General features: G+C 70.2%; 14 protein-coding genes. 8 read left to right on the forward strand and 6 right to left on the reverse strand.

Annotated features, from left to right (window positions below; genetic code table 11):
* Nucleotides 1-152: 152 nt before the first annotated feature.
* Both OG584_RS07365 and OG584_RS07370 read right to left on the reverse strand, forming a co-directional pair.
* Nucleotides 153-371, reverse strand: a complete 219-nt coding sequence (locus OG584_RS07365) for an MbtH family protein (RefSeq protein ID WP_405783915.1) — start codon at nt 369-371, stop codon at nt 153-155.
* A 591-nt stretch (nt 372-962) separates the two neighbouring features.
* Nucleotides 963-3,410, reverse strand: a complete 2,448-nt coding sequence (locus tag OG584_RS07370; RefSeq protein ID WP_405776264.1) for an RICIN domain-containing protein — start codon at nt 3,408-3,410, stop codon at nt 963-965.
* Between the two features lie 206 nt (nt 3,411-3,616).
* Between OG584_RS07370 and OG584_RS07375 the strand changes: the two genes are divergently transcribed.
* Both OG584_RS07375 and OG584_RS07380 read left to right on the forward strand, forming a co-directional pair.
* Nucleotides 3,617-4,396 (forward strand): histidine phosphatase family protein, encoded by a 780-nt coding sequence (locus OG584_RS07375; protein ID WP_405783916.1) that lies wholly within the window; start codon nt 3,617-3,619, stop codon nt 4,394-4,396.
* A gap of 560 nt (nt 4,397-4,956) precedes the next feature.
* Nucleotides 4,957-5,460 (forward strand): nucleoside deaminase, encoded by a 504-nt coding sequence (locus OG584_RS07380; RefSeq protein WP_405776266.1) that lies wholly within the window; start codon nt 4,957-4,959, stop codon nt 5,458-5,460.
* Between the two features lie 367 nt (nt 5,461-5,827).
* Here OG584_RS07380 and xdhC read toward each other — a convergent pair whose 3' ends face one another.
* Genes xdhC through OG584_RS07395 form a run of 3 tightly spaced genes read right to left on the reverse strand, consistent with a single transcriptional unit; the run spans nt 5,828 to nt 10,579 of the window.
* On the reverse strand, nt 5,828-6,637 hold the full coding sequence (gene xdhC, locus OG584_RS07385) for a xanthine dehydrogenase accessory protein XdhC (protein WP_405783918.1): 810 nt from the start codon (nt 6,635-6,637) through the stop codon (nt 5,828-5,830).
* 1 nt (nt 6,638) lies between these two features.
* Nucleotides 6,639-9,101, reverse strand: coding sequence for a xanthine dehydrogenase molybdopterin binding subunit (gene xdhB / locus OG584_RS07390; protein WP_405776268.1), 2,463 nt, complete (start codon nt 9,099-9,101; stop codon nt 6,639-6,641).
* Nucleotides 9,098-10,579 (reverse strand): xanthine dehydrogenase small subunit, encoded by a 1,482-nt coding sequence (locus OG584_RS07395; protein WP_405776270.1) that lies wholly within the window; start codon nt 10,577-10,579, stop codon nt 9,098-9,100. Before OG584_RS07395 ends, xdhB begins: the two co-directional genes overlap by 4 nt.
* A gap of 948 nt (nt 10,580-11,527) precedes the next feature.
* Between OG584_RS07395 and OG584_RS07400 the strand changes: the two genes are divergently transcribed.
* The 4 genes from OG584_RS07400 (at nt 11,528) to OG584_RS07415 (ending at nt 21,261) form a co-directional block, all read left to right on the forward strand.
* Nucleotides 11,528-14,083, forward strand: coding sequence for a S8 family serine peptidase (locus OG584_RS07400; RefSeq protein ID WP_405776272.1), 2,556 nt, complete (start codon nt 11,528-11,530; stop codon nt 14,081-14,083).
* Nucleotides 14,083-16,980 (forward strand): FG-GAP repeat domain-containing protein, encoded by a 2,898-nt coding sequence (locus OG584_RS07405; RefSeq protein ID WP_405776274.1) that lies wholly within the window; start codon nt 14,083-14,085, stop codon nt 16,978-16,980. Before OG584_RS07400 ends, OG584_RS07405 begins: the two co-directional genes overlap by 1 nt.
* Nucleotides 16,981-17,063: 83 nt before the next feature.
* Entirely contained in the window at nt 17,064-20,399 is a 3,336-nt protein-coding gene (locus OG584_RS07410) for an ATP-binding protein (RefSeq protein ID WP_405776276.1), read from the forward strand.
* Nucleotides 20,400-20,439: 40 nt separating this feature from the next.
* The gene (locus tag OG584_RS07415) at nt 20,440-21,261 is read left to right on the forward strand and encodes a LuxR C-terminal-related transcriptional regulator (RefSeq protein WP_405776278.1); all 822 of its coding nucleotides are present in this window, start codon (nt 20,440-20,442) and stop codon (nt 21,259-21,261) included.
* 38 nt (nt 21,262-21,299) lie between these two features.
* Here OG584_RS07415 and OG584_RS07420 read toward each other — a convergent pair whose 3' ends face one another.
* Entirely contained in the window at nt 21,300-22,127 is an 828-nt protein-coding gene (locus OG584_RS07420) for a UbiA family prenyltransferase (RefSeq protein ID WP_405776280.1), read from the reverse strand.
* Nucleotides 22,128-22,608: 481 nt separating this feature from the next.
* On the opposite strand from OG584_RS07420, the gene OG584_RS07425 reads away from it, so the two are divergent.
* On the forward strand, nt 22,609-23,379 hold the full coding sequence (locus tag OG584_RS07425) for a YqcI/YcgG family protein (protein WP_405776281.1): 771 nt from the start codon (nt 22,609-22,611) through the stop codon (nt 23,377-23,379).
* Nucleotides 23,380-23,382: 3 nt separating this feature from the next.
* Nucleotides 23,383-24,201 (forward strand): arginase family protein, encoded by an 819-nt coding sequence (locus OG584_RS07430; RefSeq protein WP_405776283.1) that lies wholly within the window; start codon nt 23,383-23,385, stop codon nt 24,199-24,201.
* The last annotated feature ends 23 nt before the right edge of the window (nt 24,202-24,224 follow it).

A 24,224-nucleotide genomic window follows, 5' to 3' on the forward strand; every position in this document is an offset into this window, starting at 1 on the left:
AGCCACATGAGCACTAATCAGCGAGGCATGACCGAATACCGTCCCCACCTGATCGATTCTGCTCAAACAAGGAGCGAGGTCGATCAGATGGGGGCGTCGGCATCCACCCGACCTGGGGCGATGCGCGACACCTCGACGGCTCGGCCGCCGGCCTATCCGGCGTCGGCCTCCATCGCCCGCACCAGACTGGCGGGCCGCATATCGCTCCACGCGCCTTCGATCGCGTCCAGACACTCCTGACGCGACCCCTCCGGGCCATCGGCACGCCAGCCGCCCGGAATATCAATATGCGCGGGCCACAGTGAGTACTGACCCTCACCATTCACCAGCGTCACGAACCGTCCCGACTCGTCATCGAAAGGATTGGCCACGACCGTCCCCCCACCTGTTTTCGCACTTTCCACGGCATGTTCATCATTTACTTCCGGGCACGCTGCACCGATCACTTCAGCCGCACCGCCGAACCACCCGCCCCCCGGCGTTTCGATCTCGACCATGCGGAACGGAGATACGTTACGCCTCCGGATATCGGCGACAGCCGAGCCAGGCTTCCCCTGACTCCGCCCGTTCATGCCAATCACACTAGAGGACCTTCGGTGGCCGGTGATGCCAATTCGCCCCATTACTTATGGGTACTAAATCGAACAGCAACCGGAGAGATGCGCCTGAGACATATGCCAACTCGCCCTCGGTGGAAATATCCAGCCACTCCATGTCGATTTTGCCCTGATATCGACATATACGAACCGCGTGAATCCGGATAACCGCGGGCGGGTTCCCGCAGACTCTGTGACACACAGCGATTGGATCGCGCTCCCATGCGCCGGGCGCGCGCCCCGCCCTGCCCCACGCCCGCGCGAAGTGCCGGGTGGCCTTCGCCGTTCGTCAGGTCCGGCGCCGGCCAGGCTGCTCCCCGTGCCGGACGGCACGGAGAGCAGCCCGTCCGTGGCGGCAGCCCCGGGTCAGAGGAGCTGCCAGAGGTGGTCATCGGTGCCGTTGTCGTCGAACTGAACGACGCGGGCGCTGTCGGCGGTGGACATCTGGTCAACGCCGAGAACCTTGCCGGAGTGACGGTTACGGATACGGAACCAGCCGTCGGCGTCGGGGACGAGCTGCCAGAGGTGGTCGTCCGTGCCGTTGTCGTCGAACTGAACGACGCGGGCACTGTCGGCGGTGGACATCTGGTCAACGCCGAGAACCTTGCCGGAGTGACGGTTACGGATACGGAACCAGCCGTCCCCCTCGGCGATCAATCCCCATTCGTGGTCGTCCGTACCGGTATCACCGAACTGCACGACCTGCGCACTGTTGGCCGTGGACATGGCGTCGACACCGAGGACCTTGGCCGAGTGCCGGTTACGTATCCGGTACCAGCGGGCGGCGAGCCACGGCTCCCCGTCCGGGCCGGCCGTGGGGAACGACGTGATGCGCAGCCGCGCCGCCCCCATCGGGACGAGTGTGATCTCCTCCACGGGCTCGGCGCTGCGGGCGGGGCTGTTCTGGAGCGGTGTGACGACGTGCTCGTCGTCCGCCGTCCACTCCGGGATACGGCGCGCCCGAGCCGTCATGGACAGCGGGGTGCCGTCGAGGGTGAACGGATTGGCGTCCCCGGCAGGACGGCCGCTCCGGGGGCGCAGCGACGCGGCCGGATCCATGTCGTCCAGGACGAGGCCGTAGTTCCAGGGGCCAGTCGCGTGCACCGCGTACTCCGGGAACTGATCGGTGCCGCCGATGCGCTCGTACGCCTCACCGATCCGCAGGGAGTAGGTGAGCGGCCCTCGGTCCACGGTCACGGCGTCGTGGTTGTGCTCCCAGGTGCGGACCGCGGTCTTCTGCGGGAAACGCAGGGTCACCCGGTCGCCGTCGGCCCAGGTGCGTTCGACTCGGGTGAAGGCAGGTCCGGCCGGGGCGTTCACACCCTCCCCGTTGACCTGGATCTGCGGGCTGTCGCACCAGGCGGGGACACGGAGCACCAGCGGGAAGCTCAGCGGCCCCGGTGCCTTCAGGGTCAGCGTGACCGTGTCGGTGAACGGGTAGCCGGTCTCCTCGGTGAAGGTGACCTCGGTGCCGTCGGCGACCTTGGCGGTGACCTCGCAGCTCGCGTACATCGCGGCGGCGAGGCCTCCGTCGGGGGTGGCGAGCCACAGCTCTTCGGTGAAGTACGGCCAGCCCATGCCGTAGTTGTGCGGGCAGCAGCGGTACTGGTCGACGCCGGGCAGGAACGCCTGCATGGCGAAACCGTTCTGGAACTGCCGCTGCGTCTTGGGGACGTTGTCCAGGTCGACGCTGTTGGCGCTGGTGATGTAGTGGGTCGCCCTGCCCGAGGGGTCGAGGGAGGCGGGCAGGGAGTTGAAGGCCAGTTCCTCGCAGCGGTCCGCCCACAGCGGGTCACCGGTGATCCGGGTGAGCAGTTGGTGGCTCGCCATGAACTCGACGATCCCGCAGGTCTCGAAGCCCTGCCGGGCGTCGCCGTGTGCGGGGCGTGCGTTCTCGTCCCCGGCGAAACCGCCGCCGGGGAACTGCCCGTACTGGTCCATGGCCTTTCCGTATGTCCCGTACGTGTCGCGTGTGTCGTCGGCCGAACCGCTGCGCACCGCGTACTGGGCAGGTTCACGGAAGCCCTGAGCGATGTTCACGTTGTGGAGGCTGACCAGGTTGTCACCCCAGTCCGCCCCGTTCGCGTGCATCTTGTCGGCGAGGTCGAGGAGGAAGGTGTCGCCGGTGCGGTTGAAGAGCCAGAAGGCGCTGTCCAGTGCGTCGCCGCAGCGCAGCGAGACCCAGCTGGTGCTGAAGGCGCCCGGCCCCTGCGCGTTCATGTAGCGGAAGAACTTGCTGAGGAACGGGATGACGCGGGTGTCACCCGAGTACTCCTGCCAGGAACGAAGAGCCTGGATCAGGGGGAGGAAGGGCCAGAAGTCCGGGCCGCCGTTCAGCGACGTACGCAGGGACTTCGGGCCGAAGAAGCCGTCGGACTGCTGGGTGGCCACAATCGCGTCGAACCAGCGGCGCACGGCCGCCAGCGCCTTGGCATCGCCCGTGACGATCGCGAGGTCGGTGTATCCGCGCAGCCAGTACGGGACCTCTTCCCAGCCGCCGAGGTCGGGGCGGACCCATCCGGTGGCCGTGAAGTCGAGGAAGTGCGAGAACTCCTCGTAGCGGCCGCAGAGTCCGTCCAGCTGGAGCTTCAGCTGTCCGGCCAGCCAGCCGCGCGCGGTGACACGGCCGGGCGGGAGCCTGAGGAAGGCCGTCGGGTGGAGGGGGGCAGCGTTGGGCGCGTAGTGGCCGCCGTGTGCGGGGCTCGACCGGTGTCCGGCCGCGGTCGCCGTAGTGGCCCAGCGGCTGCCGGCCACCGTCGTGGCCACGGCTGCGGCCAGCGCGCCGGTCATCAGCTGTCTGCGGTCCAGGGGCATGGGGACTCCTTCTCTCAGTGGGCCGCACGGGGCTCCGGCGGGCGGCCCATGGCGCATGGGGGCTGCCAGGCGCCCGAGGCGCTCGGCAGGGAGCGGCACCGATGACGGGGAGGGAGCGCGACGCCATCCTTCCAACGTTGGAAATCGGATAACGGCGTCATGACAGCACGCCGTCAAACGGCTGTCCAGGCATGCGGCAGCAACTCATGGGCCGGGGGCCGCTCCTGGGCGGTTCCCGGCTCCGGGCCGGGAACCAGGCCGCCCGGCTGGGGCTCGGAGTGCGGATCGACGAGGAGCTGCGGGAGGCGGACTTCGGGGCCTGGGAGGGTCTGGCGTACGCCGAGGTACAGCAACGCTGTCCGGACGCGCCGTGGCTGCGGTCCCCGGCGGCCGCTCCTCCGGGCGGTGAGTCCCCCGACGACGTGGCGGACCGGGTGGGCCCGGCACGGGACGAGCTGCCGGGCACGGTACGCGGGGAAGACCGTGCTGGCCGTCTCGCACGTGGTGCCGGTGAGGCGGCTGATCCGGCCTCCGCCCGGCGCGCCGGGCGGAGTCGCTGCTCCGCATCGAGGTCGCACGGCTTCGGTGCCGGATGTCCCGTACTACGCGAAGGGAAACGCGTCTGTGCGCTCGCTCAACGAGACGTCGCACATGCGGTGAGTCCACAGCCTCGGGCAGGACCGGGAAGTAAGGAGCGGTGGCCCGTCCTGGCCGCGCGGTACGGACCGCGGCCCGGACGGGCCGGGCGGCCGTCCCGGAAGTGGCGGAGCCTTCCGCAGGGGCCCTGTACGAGCACCGGCCGGACCACGGCGCCGTCGCCTCCGTGCCCGGCGTCGCGATCACCGGCGCTCAGGATCCGAAGGGTTCGCCGCCTCCTGCCTCTCATAGGAATCTACGAGAGGGGCCGACCGACCAGCCAACTCCTTCATGGCTTCGGTGACTGCCCCCGGCGGAGCCCGGCGGATGTACTTGCGCTATTCCGTTAACAGCACGTGAACGACGCACGGAAGGGACAGCGGAGGTCTCCTGATGAGCACCCTGACTTCTCCCGCCCGTACCCGGCGGGGCCTCAATGAACCGGTCACCGGTGGGGCCGGCGCCGGGCCGCGCCCCTGTGCGGGGCCGGGCCCGGCCGCGATGGAGGAGATCGGGGCCTTGAGGAGCAAGATCCGCGACCTGTCGTTCACCGCCCACCTGTCCCCGGCCTTTCCGGACACACCGCCGATGCGGAATGTGGCCGGAAGGGCTGTCCCTCGCCCACCGCACAGCGTGCGGGGTTACGGCGAGCCGCCCGCCATTTCCGCCACCCCGGCGGTCGTGAACGCCATCCGCCATGCAACGGGGCTGAACCTGACCCACACACCGGTCCCACCGGAACGCACGGCCGGCCCCCGGCCGCGCCGATCCCACACAGGTGTCGCCGGCCGGGCCGGTCATGAGGCGGCACCCGCGTAGCCCCACTTGTTGCCCCGGTGTCCGCCCGTGCGGTGTCTCGCACAGGCAGCCCAGCCGGGGAGTCCCGACCGTCTGCAACAAAGGAGTGACCATGACCGCGCACGCCCAAGAGAAGAGCATCCAGGAACTCGAGCGCACCTGGATGGACGAGGCCATCAGCCTTGCCACCACCAGCGTGCAGAACGGCGGCGGACCGTTCGGCACGCTGATCGCCAAGGACGGCGAAATCGTCGCGATCGGGAACAACAAGGTCACGTCGAACCTGGACCCGACGGCCCACGGCGAGGTGACCGCGATCCGTGCCGCCTGCCAGAAGCTGGGCACCTTCTCGCTGGACGGCTGCGTCCTGGTCACCTCGTGCGAGCCGTGCCCGATGTGTCTCTCGTCCTCGCTGTGGGCGCGGGTCGACCGGATCATCTTCGCCGCTGACCGGCATGACGCTGCCGTGGCCGGTTTCGACGACCGCAAGTTCTACGAGCTGTTCGAAAAGAAGCCCGCGGAGCTGTGGCCGCTCGCGATCGCGCAACTGGACATGCCGAACCGTACGGCGCCGTTCGACGCCTGGCTGGCCAAGTCCGACCGCGTCGATTACTGAACACCCGGTTCACCGCGCACTCGCGTCGGGTGGAGCGATACCCGCTCCGTAGAAGCCTCAGGACTCACTTGCCGAGACCTGGGGCTTTTGCTTTTCACTCGGCACGCCGGGGGCGGCGCCGCGACCGTGAGCACCAGGCGAACCAGCCGGGGCGCGACACGGGCTACTCCAGGCGGGGGGACCATGCGGGGCGCCGAAGTGCGCCGGCCGGTCCTGCCCGGTGAGGCGGGCGTCCGCCGGGCCCCGCCGGCGGCGGCGCCTGCCGGGGCGAGGGCCCCGTACATGCCGAAGGGGCGCCCCGCATACGTGCGTTCGCACGAGCGCAAGGCGCCCCTTGGCGCACCCCTGACGGGGTCCTGGCCGGGAATCAGTTCCCGTCGGCCTCGAAGGTGAGCAGCAAGTCGGCGGCGACGCTCACGGCGATCGTCGCGGGTTCCTTGCCGGTGATGTCGGCCATCCCTATCGGAGTCTTGACCCGATCGATGGTGGCGTCGTCGAAGCCGCCCTCGGTCCGGAGGCGCTTGCGGAACCGCACCCACTTGGCAGCCGACCCGATCAGCCCGATGGAGCCGAGGTGGGTGGTACGCAGGGCGGAGTCGCACAGCGCGGCGTCCTCGGCGTGATCATGGGTCATGATCAGGATGTGGGTGCCGCGCGGCAGCTCCTCCAGCACCTGCTCGGGCAGCAGCGGTGTGTGATGCACATGCACCTGCGCCACCGCGTCGTCCAGCACGGCGAGCCGCTCCTTGCCGAGCATCTCGGAGCGGGTGTCGATCAGATGGAGGTCGAGGTCCTGACGGGCCAGGATGCGCGCCAGTTCCAGTCCGACGTGTCCGACGCCGAAGACCGCCACGGCCCGCACGACCGGCAGGGGTTCGAGCAGCACCGAGACCGTGCCGCCGCAGCACTGGACGCCGTGCTGGTTGGTCACTTTGTCGTTCAGGGCGAAATCGATGAGCTCCAGCTCAGGCTTGGCCGCGGCGATCATCTCCCGGGCCCGGTCGATCGCGACGGCCTCGACGTTGCCGCCTCCGATCGACCCCCACGCGTCGCTCTGCCCCACCACCAGTTTCGCACCGGCGTCGCGCGGGGCATGGCCGCGCACGGTCGCGACGGTCACCAGCACACCGGACTCCCGGCGTGCCCGCAACCGCGCGACCGCGGCGACCCACGTCATGTCAGGCACCGCTCAACGCTGCTGCGTCGGTACGGACCTTGCCGTTGGACTTGCCGTTGGAGGCGTGCCCGTTCGCGGCGGCGTGGCCGTTGGAGGCGAATCCGTCGAGGCTCTGACCGTTCTGCAGGGCAGTACCCCGGCGGGCCTCCTCGATGGCCCAGTACACCGCTTCGGGTGTCGCGGGAGAGGCCAGCTCCACGCCGACCCCACCGGGGCCGAAAGCGGCGGCTGCCTGCCGGAGCGCCTCCCGTACCGAGAACGCCAGCATCAGCGGAGGCTCGCCCACTGCCTTGGACCCGTAGACCGCACCCTCTTCGGTGGCGTTCTCCAGGAGCGTGACGTTGAACTCCTCGGGCATCTCAGAGAAGCTCGGCAGCTTGTAGGTGCTCGCTGCCTGGGTCTGCAGCCGGCCGCGGTTCGGCCCGTCGGAGGAGTCCCAGCGCAGCTCCTCGAGCGTCAGCCAGCCCGCGCCCTGCACGAACCCGCCCTCGACCTGACCGATGTCGATCATCGGCGAGAGGCTGTCGCCGACGTCGTGCACGATGTCCACCCGCCGGATGCGGTAGGCGCCGGTGAAGCCGTCGACCTCCACCTCGGTCGCGGCGGCACCGTTGGCGAAGTACTTGAACGGGGAACCCCGGAACGACTTCGCGTCCCAGTGCAGTCCTTCGGTCCGGTAGAAACCGGACGCCGACAGCTGGACCCGCTGGAAGTACGCGGAGTGCACCAGGTCGTCCCAGGCCACTTCCGCGTCGCTGCCCAGGGCGCGCGCGATGCCGTCGACTATGCGTACGTCCGAGGCGTTCGCACCCAGCTTGGTGGCGGCCACCTGCAGCAGCCGCTCGCGCAGCTGCTCACAGGCGTTCTTGATCGCCCCACCATTGAGGTCGGCTCCGGAACTGGCCGCGGTGGCGGAGGTGTTGGGCACCTTGTCGGTGCGCGTCGGGGCCAGGCGGACCTTGTGCAGCGGGATGCCCAGCGTGGTCGCGGCCACCTGCATCATCTTGGTGTGGAGGCCCTGGCCCATCTCGGTGCCGCCGTGGTTGATCAGGACGGAGCCGTCCTTGTAGATCAGCACCAGCGCGCCGCCCTGGTTGAAGGCGGTGAGGTTGAACGAGATGCCGAACTTGATGCCGGTGATCGCGAGTGACCGCTTGACGTTCGGATGCGCGGCGTTGAAAGCGGCGATCTCGCGGTTGCGATCGGCGACGTCGCCGACCTTCTGCACCTGCTCCCAGACGGTGGCGATCCGGTCGGCCTGGGTGACCGGCTGTCCGTACGGCGTCGTCTGGCCCTGACCCGGCTGGTAGAAGTTCCGTTCCCGCAGCTCCATGGGGTCCAGTCCGAGCTGCGGCGCGCAGCGGCCCAGGATGTCCTCGATCACCAGCATGCCCTGCGGTCCGCCGAAGCCCCGGAAGGCGGTGTTGGACACCGTGTTGGTCTTGGCGATCCGACCGGCGACGCGGGCGTTGGGGATCCAGTAGGTGTTGTCGATGTGGCACAGCGCTCGGGCGAGGACCGGCTCCGAGAGGTCCAGGCTCCAGCCGCCGTCCGCGACCAGGGTGGCGTCCAGGGCCTGGATGCGGCCGTCGGCGTCGAACCCGATCTTCCACTTGGAGTGGAACCCGTGGCGCTTGCCGGACATCGTCAGGTCCTGAGTCCGGTTGAGCCGGAACCTGACCGGCCGGCCGGTCAGCTTGGCGCCGAGTGCGGCGATGGCCGCGAATCCGTGCGGCTGCATCTCCTTGCCGCCGAAGCCGCCGCCCATCCGCAGACACTGCACGGTCACCTCGTGGGCGGACACGCCGAGCACGTGCGAGACGATTTCCTGGGTCTCCGACGGGTGCTGGGTGCTGCTCTGGATGAACACCTGGCCGTTCTCGTCGACCAGGGCCAGCGCCGCATGCGTCTCGAGATAGAAGTGTTCCTGCCCGGCGAACTGGAACTCGCCGGAGATCACATGCGCGGAGTCCGCGAAGCCGGCGTCGATGTCGCCGGCCACCATCAGGGGCTGGGCTCCGTGATAGCTGCCCGCCTCGATCGCGTCCTGAAGCGTGACCAGGGAGGGCTTCTCGTCGAGTTCCACCTCGACGGCCGCCGCACCGAGCCGGGCAGCCTCCAGGGTCTCTCCGAGTACCCAGGCGACCGCGTGGCCGTGGAACATGACCTCGTCGGGGAACAGCGGTTCGTCGTGCTTCATACCGGCGTCGTTGACACCGGGCACGTCGGCACCGGTCAGCACGCGGACCACGCCGGGCACGGCGAGCGCGGGCTCGGTGCGCAGCGCCGTGATCCTGCCGTGGGTCTTCATGACCTGGACCGGATAGGCGTGCAGCACGTCCTTGGTGCGGTAGACCAGGTCATCGGTGTACAGCGCGGTACCGGTGACGTGCTGGACGGCACTCTCGTGCGGCATCGAAACACCGACGACAGGCTTTTCGGGGCGTTCGGACAGATGACTCATGACGACACCGCCTCAGTGGTTTGCGCGTACAGCTTGAGCAGGCTCTGGCCGAGCATCGCGGAACGGTAGAGGGAGCTGGCGCGATGATCGCTCATCGGTGTGCCCTCGCTCCGCAGCTCCCGGGCCGCGGCCTCGACGGTCCCCGCCGTCCAGGGCTTGCCCTCCAGGGCGGCCTCGGTGGCGAGCGAGCGGATCGGGGTGGCAGCCACGCCGCCCAGACCGATGCGTGCCTTGCGGACGATTCCGTCCTCGATGTCCAGCGCGAAACCGACCGCCACGCTGGAGATGTCGTCGAAACGCCGCTTGGCGATCTTGTGGAAGGCCACGACCGGCGACAGTGGCAGCGGGATGCGCACCGCGCGGATCAGCTCATCGGGACGCCGCACACTCTGCCGGTACCCGGTGAAGTAATCCGCCAGCGGGACCTCGCGCTCACCGTCGGCGTCGGCGAGCACCAGCGATGCCTCCAGCGCGAGCAGCACCGGCGGGCTGTCACCGATGGGAGAGCCGGTACCCAGGTTGCCGCCGAAGGTCGCACCGTTGCGGATGAGCCGCGACGCGAACTGCGGGAACAGCTCCGCCAGCAGCGGGACATCGCCGTCGAGACGGCGTTCGATCTCGGTGAGTGTCAGCGCCGCACCGATCAGAATGGAGTCGGATTCGACGCGCAGCTCCCGCAGTTCGGGCAGCCGGTCGATGGCGACCACGCAATCCGCCCGGCGGGAGCGGATGTTGACCTCGACGCCGTAGTCGGTGGATCCGGCGACCACCACCGCGTCGGGCCGCTCACGCAGCAACTGCAGTGTTTCGGCGAGCGTGTTCTTCCGCAGGAACGAGCTGCCGTCCTGGGTGTATTCGGTGGCGACCGGTGCGGGCGGGGACTGCTCGCGGCGCTGCGCGAGCGGGTCCTCGTCGGCGGGCGCACCGACGGCGAACGCGGCATCGCGAATGGGGCGGTAGCCGGTGCACCGGCACAGGTTCCCGCTCAGCGCGTGCAGGTCGAAGCCGTTCGGACCGTGCTCGGCGTCGCCGCTGCCCGCCGAGTCCGCGCCGTCTGCCGGCTCCTCGTGCGCGCAGCGGTTGGGCCGGTAGTACTCGGCGGCCATGCTGCAGATGAATCCCGGGGTGCAGTAGCCGCACTGGGACCCGCCGCGGACCGCCATCTCCTCCTGCACGGGGTGCAGGGCGACCGGCGTGCCGGGGTCGCCGACGGTGGCGAGCCCCTCGGAGGTGATGATCTCCTGACCGTCGAGAGCCGCGGCCGGGACCAGGCAGGCGTTGACCGACACCCAGTCGGTGGGCTTGTTCACCCCGGGGCGTGCCACCAGGACCGAACAGGCACCGCACTCACCCTCGGCGCAGCCCTCCTTGGTCCCGGTGAGGCCACGCTCACGCAGGAAATCCAGCGCTGTGATGTGGGGTGCAGCCGGTGATATCGGCGCTTCTTTCCCATTGACCGTGATCCGCGCCGCTACCATGACAGACCTTCGCTTCCGTGCATGACCGGTCGATTCATCATGTTCGCCAATTTCAGGCAGCTTTCTGTGTTCAGAGCGCCACGTGAACGGAGCGGGCGCAGCAAGGCACGCGACAGCGACGTGCCGGAATGTGGTGACGGGAAACCCCGGAATGTGCCGCGAGCGGGCACATCAGAACGGCGTGATTCAGCAGCCGTGCGCGATCCGGCCCGGAACCCAGGCTGTGCACTGGGCGAGGCGACCAAGGTCAGAGCTGGTGTACATCCGCGGGTCGCCTCCTTCCGGGAAAAATATGGACCTACAACTACCGCAAACTAGTGGCTCGGACCATAGAGGTCAATAGGTTGACCTCTATCTCCCCAGAATCGATCGAATTCGACCTCCCACGAAGCGATCGCTTTCGGCTTTAGAGGTCCGGTTTAGAGGTCCGGACGCCATCACCGGACGGCCGAACGCACGGCGGCCCGGCCCGCAGCCTGCCGTCGCACCGCCGCCACCAGCTCCGGGCCGCGCCCTTCCGCACACCGGCCGATGCGCTCCGGACCGGGACCGAGGGAGCAGGATCGGCCACGGTGCGCCGTACAGGCCCGCGGCGCGCTGCGCCACGAGTGCCGCGCCGCATGACCCGCCCGCTCCTGCCGAAGCCCGGAGCGTCTCCGCCGGCCTGTGCGCCGTCCGGCCAGTACGCCTGCCCCCGAATGGAGCCCGTGCACCCGCGGAACGCCGGAGCCCGGCCCGTGGCACGGGACGGCACAGCTGCCCGACAGCCGGCGACGGTCCCGCTCCCCCTGCGGAGCGGGACCGTCGCCGCGCCGAGCGGGACCGTCGCCGCGCGGCGGAGCGGCCGGGGCCCCTGCGGCCGGGGCTTCCCGGAGCGCTGTAATGCCCGAGTAACGGCGGCTCTCTAGCGTCCGGACTCCCCCGTACCGTTCCTGGAGGAGCACTCCGATGCACCTGCCCCCACCGCCCTGGCGCAGACGCACAGTCCGGGCGGCGGCCGCCTTCACCGCGGCCGCCCTGCTGACCGCGCTGCCCCTGGCCGACACCGACGCTGTCGCCGCCCCGTCGGCCAAGGTCGACCCCGCACTCTCCGCCGCCGTTGCCGAAGCGGGCGACACCTCCTTCTTCGTCGTCCTCAAGGACCAGGCGGACCTGTCATCCGTCCGGAAGCAGCAGACCCATGCGGCAAAGGCAAGGGCTGCCTACGGCGCGCTGACCGCGCACGCCAGAAAAAGCCAGAAGTCGATCAATTCCTTTCTCGACAGAGCGAAGGCCGGCCACCAGGACTACTGGATCGCCAACGCCGTCAAAGTGACCGGTGGGCAGGACCTGGTCGATCAGCTGGCCAGGCGTTCGGACGTCGCGCGCATCGTCAAGGAGCAGCACTACAGGCTCGACGACATCGAGACCGCCGACAAGAAGATCAGCGCCTCGCGCACGGAGTCCTCGGCCACCGGTGACGATGGCACGCCCGAGTGGGGTGTCGCGGACATCAAGGCCGACCAGGTGTGGAAGCAGTACGACGACCGGGGCGAGGGCATCGTCATCGCCAACGTCGACTCGGGTGTCCAGTACGACCACCCGGACCTCGTCGCCGGCTACCGGGGCAACAACGGCGACGGCACCTTCACCCACGACTACAACTGGTACGACGCGACCGGCCAGTGCGGGACGAGTGGTGTCCCGTGCGACAACAACGGTCACGGCACCCACACCATGGGCACAATGGTCGGCAAGAACGGCATCGGCGTCGCGCCGAACGCGAAGTGGATCGCCGCCAAGGGCTGTGAGACCTCGTCCTGCTCCGACGAGTCGCTGCTCGCGGCCGGCCAGTGGATCCTCGCCCCGACCGACCACAACGGGCAGAACCCGCGCCCCGACATGGCGCCGAACATCGTGAACAACTCCTGGGGCGGCGGGGACACGACGTTCTACGAGGACATCGTCGACGCCTGGAACTCCGCCGGCATCTTCGAGGCGTTCGCGGCCGGCAACGACGGTGACGGGACCACCTGTTCCACCGCGCACGCCCCGGGCTCACAGGCACCCGCCTACGGTGTCGGCGCGTACGACTCGTCCGGCGCGATCGCCTCCTTCTCCGGCTTCGGCCCGTCCCTGGTCGACGGTTCGATGAAGCCGGACATCGCCGCGCCGGGTGTCGACGTCGAGTCCACCTGGCCCGGCTCGTCGTACAACACCGAGTCCGGTACCTCGATGGCCACGCCGCACGTCGCCGGCGCGGTGGCCCTTCTGTGGTCGGCGGCGCCGTCCCTGATCGGCGACATCGACGCGACGCGCAAGCTCCTCGGCGAGGGCGCGCGCGACGTCGACGACACCCACTGCGGCGGCACCGCCGACGCCAACGACGTATGGGGTGAGGGCAAGCTCGACATCCTCGCGGCGGTCGGCAGAGCCCCGCACACCGCGGGCACCACGAGCGGCAGGGTGACGGACAAGGCGACCGGCGCCGCCCTGTCCGGTGTCACCGTCGAGGCGACGGACGCCGCGTCCGGCACCCGTTCGGTCACCACCGGCACCGACGGCACGTACCGCCTGCCGCTGAACCCGGGCACCTACGACTTCGCGGTCAGTGACTACGGTTACGCGGCAGGTTCGGCCACCGGGGTCGTGGTCGGGGCGAATCAGGACCTGACGCAGGACTTCGCCCTCTCCGCGGTGGCCTCGCACCAGGTCTCCGGCACCGTTCTCGACGTCACCGGCAAACCCCTGGCCGGCGCGAGCGTGGAGCTGACCGGTGCCCCGGTGCCCGCGGTGACCACCGGCTCCAGGGGCACGTACACCCTCCCGAAGATCGCCGAGGGCACCTACTCGCTGACCGTGAAGCCCGCCGCTCCGACCCTGTGCAACGGTGTCTACAACGGATCGGTCACCGTCACCGCCGACCTGACGCAGAACGTTCGGGTCCCCGCCCGCGCCGACGTGTCCGGCAACAGCTGCGCCCCGGCCGCGTACTCCTGGATCCCCGGGTCCAGAAAGGTCGCCCTGAGCGGTGACGAGGACGCCGCGACGATCCCGCTGCCGTTCTCGGTGAAGCTGTACGGGGTCGCGTACTCGACCACTTCGGTCACCACCGACGGCATGCTGAACTTCCTGGCGCCACGCGTCGGTGACTACGCCAACACGTCGCTGCCCACAGTGAACAACCCCAACGGCTTCATAGCCCCGTTGTGGGACGACCTCACACTCGACAAGAAGTCGTCGGTGCAGACCGCCACCACCGGCAGCAAGGGCAGCCGTAAGTTCGCCGTCGTCTGGAACAAGGCCGCCCTCGCGGACGGCGCTTCGGGCCGTGCCACCTTCGAGGCCGTCTTCGACGAGGCCACCGGGGCTGTGACCTTCCAGTACGAGACGGTCCCGGGCCAGGGTGCGAGCGCCACCGTCGGCATCCAGAACCAGGCCGGTACCGACGCCCTCCAGTACTCCTTCAACCAGTCGGTCCTCACCGGCGGTTCGGCCGTCCGCTTCACGCAGGGAGCCAAGTGATGAGAGCCCACCACTCGCGGCGGAACGTCCAGCTCGCCGCCGCCCTGATCGCGGCAGGGCTGTGCCTGAGTGCCGCCCCGCACGCCCTGGCCGCCGACGAGGGCGCCGGCTCGGCGATGAAGCTGAGCAGCGCCCGAGCCAGGACGCTGGCAGCCCACGCCACGCTCGATGCGTACGGGGACGCCGACGCCTCCAGGATCAGCCCGAAGGCCGAGGACACACCCGAGGCGAACGGCGCCGGGCCCGCGGCCGGCGGCGACGGCAAGGTCACCTTCACCGGCACGTCCACGCTGGAGGGCGTGCAGGGCATGGGCGCGACCGTGCCCGTCGGCAAGAAGGGCGACTACTTCACCGTCAACAGCCTCGGCGCCGTGCAGCGGCACGCCGCGGACGGCAGTGCGGTGTGGGCGCGCACCAACGCCTCCTTCTACGCGGACTGGCAGGTCAAGCCATCCCGGGTGTACCAGTCCGAGCCGTACCCGGCCCGGATCCTGATGGGCTACAACGCGGTCTCGCCGTTCTCACCCACCTCCGACTCGGGCTACAGCACCGGCGATCTGACCGGCGACGGTACCGCCGACCTGGTCCTCTCGGCCGGTGTCGGCTCGGTCCCCTACCGTCCGTTCACCTCGCCCGGATCGTCGCTGCCCACGGGCACGTTCGTGACGGTGGTCGACGGCAGGACCGGCAGGACGCTGTGGTCGAAGCTGTACGACAACGCGTCCATGGTGAAGATCGTCGACGGCACGCTGCTCGTCGCCGACGCCCCGCGGATGAACATGAACGCCCCGGCCGCCGATACGGCGAAGCTGTCCGGCATCCGCTTCTCCTACGCGGGCGGCGCCCTGACCCCTTCGACGACGTGGACGTACGACACCGAGGAGGCGGGTGACGTCAACTGGGGCGACATCCAGGAGCTCGGCGGAGGCAGCGCCGCCGTCTCCTGGGACCTGGCCAAGGCCGCCGGGGCCGCCGGCCGCGGGCGCACCCTTGTCCTCGACACGGACGACGGTTCTGTCTCCTGGCAGACCGACAGCATGCTCTACAGCCGTCAGATCCGCTTGGACGCGGGCCGCAAGCGCATCGTCGCCGTCGAACAGGCCGACGCCACCGACGGTGTGCGCTACGAGATCGCCTCGTACGACCTGAGGACCGGGCGGCGCTCGACCCTGGACAGCCGGGTCAACGTGCTTCCCACCGCCCTGACGATCGGTGACCTCGGCGCCGGGGCGGGCGACGAGTACGCCGTTGCGGAGTCCTCGCTGGACAACGACCTCTATGTGAACGCCGGCACCGTTCGTGCGCTGAACGGCGACGACCCCGCCAAGGTGCTCTGGTCGCACACGGTCAAGCGCGATTCCGGCAACGCCGACGACGGGGCCAGCATCTGGCGCCTCCAGGTGGCAGGCGGCAGGCTCATCACCTCCGCCCAGGACGACGAGAAGATCAGCACGTCCCAGAACCCCGGCGGCAGCTCCCTCGCGACGCTGACCGTGTTCTCCGGCAAGGGCCAGGTCGCATGGGAGGAGAAGGGACCCGGCGCCTCGCCGATGTACCAGGATGTCTTCTCCGACGCCCGGGGTGCCCACGTGCGGGTCATCGACCAGGGCGAGAACATCCGCACGTACAAGCTGGCCAACGGCAAGCAGCAGCAGGTGACGCCGCTGCAGGGCGACATCTCCTCGGCCAGGGCGGCGGACCTGGACAAGGACGGCAAGTCCGATGTCGTCATGGGCGGTTCGTCGAACGGTGTGTGGGCCTACTCCGGTCCGTCGCTCGCCGCCGGCAAACCGGAGAAACTGTGGCAGGCCACGGTCCCCGGCGCGGTCCACGACATCGAGACGGGTGACGTCGACGGCGACGGCAGGCCCGAGATCGTCGTCGCCGCCGACAGCGCGGTGGCCGTTCTCAACGGCAGGACCGGCAAGACACTCGCCACGATCAGCGGCGGCGGCCAGTTCGTGCACTCCGCGAAGGTCGCCGATCTCGACGGGGACGGGAAGGCCGACATCCTCGTCGCGACCAACGCCCTGAACGCCTACCACGGCGACGGGCACAAGCTGTGGTCGTACACGGCGCCCAAGGCCCTCGGCGACGTGGTCTTCTCGGACCCGTCGGTCAATGACGGCCGGGTCTACACCTCGTACTCCAAGGCGGACTCACTCGAACAGGCCGACCCGGCGGCGGACGCGGTCGCGCTGAACGCCCGAACCGGCCGGAGCGATTGGGACGTCGCACCCAAGGCCCCTGCCGTGTCGAGCGACGGAATCATCCACGCCGCCATCACGTACAACGGGACCTTCGCCTCCAAGGAGATCCCGTATGCGGACGGCCACGCGGTGGTCTACATGTGGGACATCCAGGCGCAGGCCGGTGTCGGCTCCGCCGACTCCGACGCCCCGCACGACTACATGGAGATACGGGACGGCCGCACTGGTGAGGTGCTGCACTCCGGCACGGCCGGCGGCCTGTGGACGCACGGCGGCTTCTGGGCCGACAACGGGACCCTGTATCAGGCCGGCACCTCCTCCTACCGGTCCTACGGGGCCGACGGCGACGACCACATGGCCCTCGTGATCCCGCAGTCCTACACCGGCGGTTTCGCCACCGGGCCCGGCGGGCGCAAGCTCCTGGTCGGCGGCGTCGAAGGCGGAGTCGAGTCCTGGGACCCGGACATCATCGCCAACGACTCCGTCTATCCGGACAGTGTGGGCGAGGCGGGTCTCATGGGCGGCCGCAACTTCCTCACCGCCGACCTCGACGGTGACGGCGTCGACGAGGCTCTCTCGCTGAACGGTGACGACAGCGGTCCTGACCGGATCGCCGAGAACCTCGGCGGCCGCTACCTGGTCCAGGACAACGCCATCCACCAGGTCACCGCGTACAAGCTCTCCTGAGCCGGTCCGGTGTCCTGACCTGAGACGGATCCCCCGGGCCTCGCCCGGGGGATCCTCCGTGTGTTCGATTACAGTGCGCCCCCATGGACGCGCAACGCCCGCACGGCAGCACATCCGCCGCGCCGCTGCTGCGTCTGCACCTTTTCGGAGGGTTCAGGGTGACGCGCGACGGCGGACCCGCGCTCGCGGAACGGTGGCCGCGGCCCGGCGCCCGCGCCCTGGTGAAACTCCTCGCTGTCGTCCCCGGTCACCGCCTCCACCGCGAACAGGCCATGGACATCTGCTGGCCGGACGCCGGCCCGAAGGCAGCCGCGGGCAGCCTGCGCGTCGCCCTGCACGCCGCACGCCGCGCCCTGGAACCCGAGCTCGCCCCACGCGCCGGCTCCTCGTACCTGATCTCCGACGGAGCGCTCCTCTGGCTCGGCCCGGCAACGGTATGGATCGACGCCGACGACGCCGAACGATCGGCCCGGACCGCTCTCGCCGAGGGCGGAGTGGACGAACTGAGGGGCGCCCTGGGCCGGTTCACCGGCGAGATGCTGCCCGAGGACCGCTACGCGAGCTGGGCCGACGACCGGCGCGGGCAGCTCACACTGCTGCGCGAGCAGTTGCTTCTGCGGGTCGCCCAAGCGCACTTGGAGCGGGACGCCCCCGACGACGCGGTGGCCGCCGCGCAGGAGGTACTCGCGACCAGCCCCGCCGAGGAGCTGGCCCACCGTGTCCTCATCGACGCCTGGCTGCGCCAGGGGCTGCGCCGGCGTGCGGTGCATCAATACCATGTGTGCCGCGAGCTGCTCGACGCGGAACTGGGCGTGCGGCCCGGACCGGAGACAGAACGGCTGCACAAGGCTGCACTGGCCTCGGCCCCCGCCCCGGTCCCCGCCGCCCCGCTGCTCCCGGCCCCCCTGCGGGCCGTGCGCACCGCACCGCCGTTGCGGGGGCGCACCGCGGCGCTCGAACGGCTCCTCACCGCTGACGGGCCGCCGGTCACGCTGCTCAGCGGCGAGGCGGGCGTAGGGAAGACCCGCCTGGTGAGCGAGGCCGCACGGCGCGCCACCGCGGTCGGGACGGCAGTGCTGTGGGGCGGCAGCCAGGACGCGGAGGGGCACACGCCGTACGGCGCGTTCGCGGACGCGCTCGACGGCTGGCTCGCCGGGCACAGTGCGGCCGAACGTGCCCGGACCGGCGCCGAGTATCCCGAACTGGCCTCGTTCCTGCCCTCGCTCGGGCAAGTGGGGACTTCCGGGGAGCGCAGTCCGGAGGAGGAGAGGGACCGGCTCTTCCGGGGCAGCACGGCGCTGCTCGGCGACCTGGCCTCGCTGCGCCCGGTACTGGTCGTGCTCGACGATCTGCATGCAGCCGACACGGGCTCCTTCCAGCTGCTCGGCCACCTCGCCCGCCGGGCCGTGGAGCGGGGGACGGCCCTGCGCTTCCTCGTGACGTACCGCGAGGAGGAACTCCCCGACGGCGATGCGCGCCGGGTGGCCGTGGCCTCACTGGTGCGCCAGCGTCTCGCCGTGCGAGAGGAGTTGGGGCGGCTCGGCAGGGACGCGTGTCTGGCGCTGGTGCGCGACGCGGCCACGGACGTGTCGCACGACGACCGCATCCACCGGGTGTGGGAACTCTCCCTCGGCAACCCGCTGTTCGCCCTCGAACTCGCTCGCGATCTGGCCGGGGGCGACACCGGTGGCCTCGCCCCCGAAGGGGTGCGGGAACTGGTGGCCGACCGGCTCGTACGGCTCGGCACGGACGCACGCCGCATCGTGGAGGCCCTCGCCGTGGCCGGGGACGAGGCCGCGCTGTCGGAGCTGCTCGACGTCGCGGAGCACGGGCTGCGCCCGCCGGTCTCGGGCGGCGCGGCAGCCGACGCCCTGGAACAGGCCATCGGCGCCTCGCTCATCGAGGAACGGCATGTCGTGGTGGCCGGGCGGCCCGAGGAGGGGGTGGCCTTCCGGCATCCGCTGGTCCGGCTGACCTGCTACGAGCAGCTGGCCGCGGTCCGCCGCAGACAACTGCATGCGGCGTTCGCGCAGGCCGTGCGACGGCGTCGGCCCGACGCCGTCGACACCCTGGCCTCCCACTTCGCACGGGCCGATGACCCGCGCGCCGCCGAGTACCTGCGCCGGGCAGCCGAACGGGCCGCGGCCCTGTACGCCAATGACACGGCGGACCGTTACTACCAGGACCTGGTGGCCCGGCTGGACGTCGACGCGGCACGCGCCCGGCTCGCACATGCCCATGTCCTTCGCAGGATGGGCCACTTCGAGCAGGCGGCCGGCACGGTGCGGATCGCCCTGGCCGAGTTCGAGCGGCGCGGCGACCACGACCACGCGGTCCTCGCAGCAGCGCTGCTCGCGGAGACGCTCGTCAAGACGAGCGCCTCCGCATCGGCCCGCCGTACGCTGCGGGAACACCCGGTGACCGCGGAGACCTCACCGGAACCGGCGGCCGGCCACTTCCTCGCTCTGGCCGTCGTGCGCTGTGTCCAGGGGCGGTACGCGGCCGGCGCGGAGGCCGCCCGGAACGCCCTGGCTGCCGCCCGGCGCATGCCGGGGATGCGGGGGCAGGGGCTGATGGCCCGCGCCTACGCCCTCCAAGCCGCCAATCTCGGACTCGCCGGCCGCTTCGACCAGGCACGCGAGGCGGGCGACGAGGCGCTGGCGCCCGCCGAGGCGTACGGGGACCCGACGCTGCTCGGCTCGGTCCTGTCGACACTTCGCGAAAACGCGCGGCGAGCCGGCCGGCTGGGCGAGGCAGTCGAGATCGGGACCCGCGCCCTGGGTCTGGCGGAACAGTCCGGTGATCCGACCGCCGCCGCGTTCGAGCGGGCGAACCTGGCCGAACTGCGCCTGCTGCTCGAAGAACCCGAGCCCGCCCGCGCGCTGGCCGAACAGGCGGTGGCGGGCGCGGAGGCGTACGACGCCTGGTGCCTCGCGTACGCCCTCGCGACGCTGGCGCGCGTGCGGGTGTTCCTGGGTGAGACGGCGCAGGCCACAGCGGTCCTGGACCGAGCCGAAGCAGTCGCCACCGCGCTCGGGGACCGGCAGGCGGAGCACGAGGTGCGCACGGCCCGCGCCGAACTCGCGCTGTACGCACGGCGCCCGGACGACGCCCTGCGCGCCCTGGACGGCCATGCCGGCGAGGCGCCGGTACTGGTGGCCTGGGCAGAACTCCTGTCGGGGCGCGCCGAAGCCGCGCTGCACCTCGCGCGCGCCGAGGTGGTACGGGCGCGGCAGACCGGGGAACGCCTCGCCGAGGTGGAGGCGCGGATCGCGCTGGGAGCGTCCCTGACCCGGCTCGGCCGGACGCCGGAGGGCGTGCGGGAGCTGGCACGGGCCGAGTCGGCGGCCGGGGCTCTTCCGTACCCGGCCGGGACCCGTCGGGCGACGTGGGCGCGGGAGGTACTGCGCGGGGCATAGTACGGGTTGCGCCCCCCACCCCCTCCTAACACACTTCCGCATGATGGAATTTTACTTCCGCATTACGACACCTAGATGTTACCTTGCCCTCTACATGAAGATCGTCGCGGCCGGACGGCCGCGCGGCTTCGAGAGTCCTGAGGGGGAGGCATCAGTGGGTCGTCAGGAGGCTGCCCGGCAGCTCCGTGCTGCCATACCTGAGATCGCCGAGGCGTACCGCGCCGCGCTGGGGCGGATCGGCAGTCCGCTGGTGTCCCGTGAGGACATCTGGCGGCAGTGCCGTCATCAGGCGCAGAACATCGTGGCCGAGTGCGCCCAGATGCTCGAAGCCGGCATGCACGCGGAGCTGCCGGGGGGCGGCGAGTACACGCGGCTGCTCGGGGCCCACCGCGTCGTCCAGCAGATTCCGGTGTCGGAGTCGGTGCGGGCGGCGGACGTCCTCTGGCAGGTCATGCAGGCCGTGGTCACGGAAGCGGTCGACCAGGTCGAGGCCGACGAGCGTGTCGCGGCGGCGCAGACGGTGAGCACCGCCTTCCGGGTCGCCGCAGGCAGCCGTCTGTATCAGGGGATCCGGGCGTACGAGGAGGCTCAGCGGCCGGCCGTTCCCGAAGAGCAGCAGATGCCGGACCGCGGTCTGGGGGCGTCCGCGGGCGCCCCGGGCGCACAGGTCCTCGATCTGCTGACGCAGCGCGAGCGGGAGATCCTGGAGGCGGTGCGCGCGGGGCTGTCCAACCGTCTGATCAGCAGGCGGCTGGAGATCAGCGAGGCGACCGTCAAGCGGCATCTGCACAACGTGTACCGCAAACTCGGCGCCAGTTCCCGGGTACAGGCCATCAACATGGTCTTCTCCGGGCACGGCTGACCTCTACGCCCCCTCACCCCGCGCGTCCGGTGCACGGTTCACACGGTCGCGAACGCGTCCAGTACGAGCAGATTCGCGGCGTACTGCGTGACCATGAACGCCCGGTAGGCACCGCGCCGTTGGCGGCGTCCGGCGTACTGCCTCCGGGCATCGCGCACCACCCGGGTGACCACCCACGCCGCCCCGGCCGTGACCGGCACCGTTCCCACCAGCGCGAGGGGGGCCCACAGGGCCGCCGCCACCGTTCCGGCCAGGCCGACGAGTACGGCACCGGTCACGGCCAGGGCCCGCGCCGCCGCGATTCCGTGTACGACAGCGACGGTGCGCCTCCCGCCTTTCGCGTCTCCGCCGGCGTCGCCCAAGTCCTTGACCACGGAGCCGACCAGGGCCATCCAGGCTGCCATCACGCATCCGAACACCGCACCCGGCACGGTCCACCCGGAGCCCGCCGCCGCCACTCCGCCGGCGTACGAGGTGGCGCCCAGACCGAACACCACCAGCGCGCAGAGCGCACTCGACCGCTTCGCCTGCACCGGACGGGCGGAGTAGACGAAGCCGAGCAGCAGAAAGACCGCCACCCACATCAGCACCCCGTCGCCCGCGATCGCCCCGGACGCCAGCGCGGCGCCGGCGAGCACACCGGTGACGGTCGCGGCGGTGCGAACCGGGAGGTCACCGCGGGCGATCGGGCGCCGTGAGCGGTTCGCCCGGTCCTCCCGTACGTCCGTCACGCCGTTGAGCAGGTACGCGCAGGCGACGGCGCACCACCAGGACGCCAGGCCGAGCACGGTCCGCCCGAGAGCCTGCGGCGGCTGCCCGGTGGACACCGCGCCCACCACGAACCGCAGCAGAAAGACCAGCTGCACCGACGGTCGCGCTTCCGACCAGCACAGACGTGCCGTAGTTGCCGCAGCGCGCCAGCGGGCATCCGGGGTTCCAGCCGGACCGGGGACATTCGGACAAGCAGCGGAGTCGATCACGACAGAAGCCTAGAAACGACCCGGGCGCGCCGCCATACAACCATCGGCGTACAAGGCGTACAAGGCGTACATCTCCCTGACTCCTTGGTTGCAGAGGCGTTGTGGTGCCGGGAATTCGCAGGCAAGCATGGGGCCGGACCGCGGACCGGTGGAATCGATCCGGATCCCGCGGCAGGGGCGCGAACGGAATCCGTACCCGGATCTCCGCACGGCGGCGCTCCGGCGCACGGGGAAATCCCTGGGAAGTCCCTGGAAAATCCCATGGACCCGGAAGTCCCGGCAAGGAGAGACGGCTTCCTCACGTCCGAACACGGAGCCAATGCGCCCGTATTGAAACGAGCAAGGAACCGTAGAAAAGGATGCCCACGTGGAAAGGTCGCATCAGACCACGAAGCTGATCTCCCAGGCGCAGGCCGTCGACGACGCGGACGGATGGCACCGGGCCGCCCTGGAGGAGGTCACATCACGTCTCGCCGATCCGGGCTTCCCCTGTGTCTTCTCCCGGAATGCCTTCCGGAAGCAGTTCGTGAGGTTCGTCTTCGTGGAGGACGCCGGGAGCGACGGCATCCGGCACCTGGCGGAGGCCCTCACCGAGTACGTCGAGCTGTCCAGGGCCTGGGACGGCAGACTGGACACCGCTTATCCGCTGGTCGTGTTGTTCTCGGCGGACGCCGTGACCGCGAGCACCGTGGCGGATTACCACTCCTTCGGCTGGCGCGTACTGCAGGAACTGCACCAGGCCGATCCCGAGCCCTGGCCCGAGGACGTCGGAAAGAGCCCGGATTCCGAGAACTGGTCCATGTGTTTCAACGGAATGCCGCTCTTCTGCAACATGAGCAGCCCGGCCCATAAAAATCGTCGCAGCAGGAACCTCGGTAATCACTTCGCACTCGTCGTGAATCCGCGGGAGCGGTTCGACGTGTTCGCCGGGGAGACACCGAGCGGACGCAAGGTCCGCGCCAACATCCGCAAGCGAATACACCGTTACGACGGGTTACCGCACTCACCGCAGCTGGGCTCCTACAGTGCCGGCGCACTCGAATGGTTCCAGTACGGGCTCATCGACGAGAACGCCGAACGCAGCGGTACATGCCCATTCCAGCCCCGGACGGCTGTCGAAACGAACAGGAGCTCCTGACCAATGATCGAACTCATCGTGTCGCAGGGCCGGGTGGCCGACCGGGAGCCCCGGATGATCGAGGGCGCCGCCCGCATCGCACGGGCCCTGGAGGACCGTTACGGTCTCACCGGCCGCTTCGTCGGAGAGCCCGCGCCGCCCGCCGACGACGACTGGACCGTCAGTCTTCCGCAGGCGGAGCGGACGCTGGCCGGCCTGCGCCGGGCCGTCACCGACAGCATCACCAACGGCAGCCGGACAGTCATGATCTCCAACACCTGCTCGGCGAGTCTCGCCACGCTGCCGGTCGTGGCCCGCGAGCACCCGGACGCCGTGGTGCTTTACATCGACGGGCACGGCGACTTCAACACGCCGGAGACGACCGGCACCGGCTACCTGGGCGGGATGGTACTCGCCGGGGCGTGCGGCCTCTGGGACAGCGGACACGGCGCCGGCCTGCGCCCCGAACAGGCTGTCCTCGTAGGCTCACGCGACATCGACGACGCCGAGGGCGAACTGATCGCACGTCACGGGGTCCGGATCATCTCCCCTGCGCGGACGACGGCCGAGAACATCCTGGACGCCATCGGGTGCGCCCCGGTGTGGGTGCACATCGACTGGGACGTGCTCGAACCCGGACATGTGCCCGCCGATTACACCGTGCCGGACGGCCTGCTCCCCGAGCAGATACGGGCGATCTTCGCGGCGATCCCTCCGCACCAGCTCCGCGGCATCGAACTCGCCGAATTCAACGCACCGCTGGACGACGAACTCAGCGAGCGCGCGGTCGAAACCATCCTCGGCATGGTCGCGCCCGCCTTCGAGAACGCGCCGGCCGGCTAGGCCGGCCGCCCCCGCCACGCACA

The organism is Streptomyces sp. NBC_00859 (assembly GCF_045161865.1).
Classification (GTDB): Bacteria; Actinomycetota; Actinomycetes; order Streptomycetales; family Streptomycetaceae; genus Streptomyces.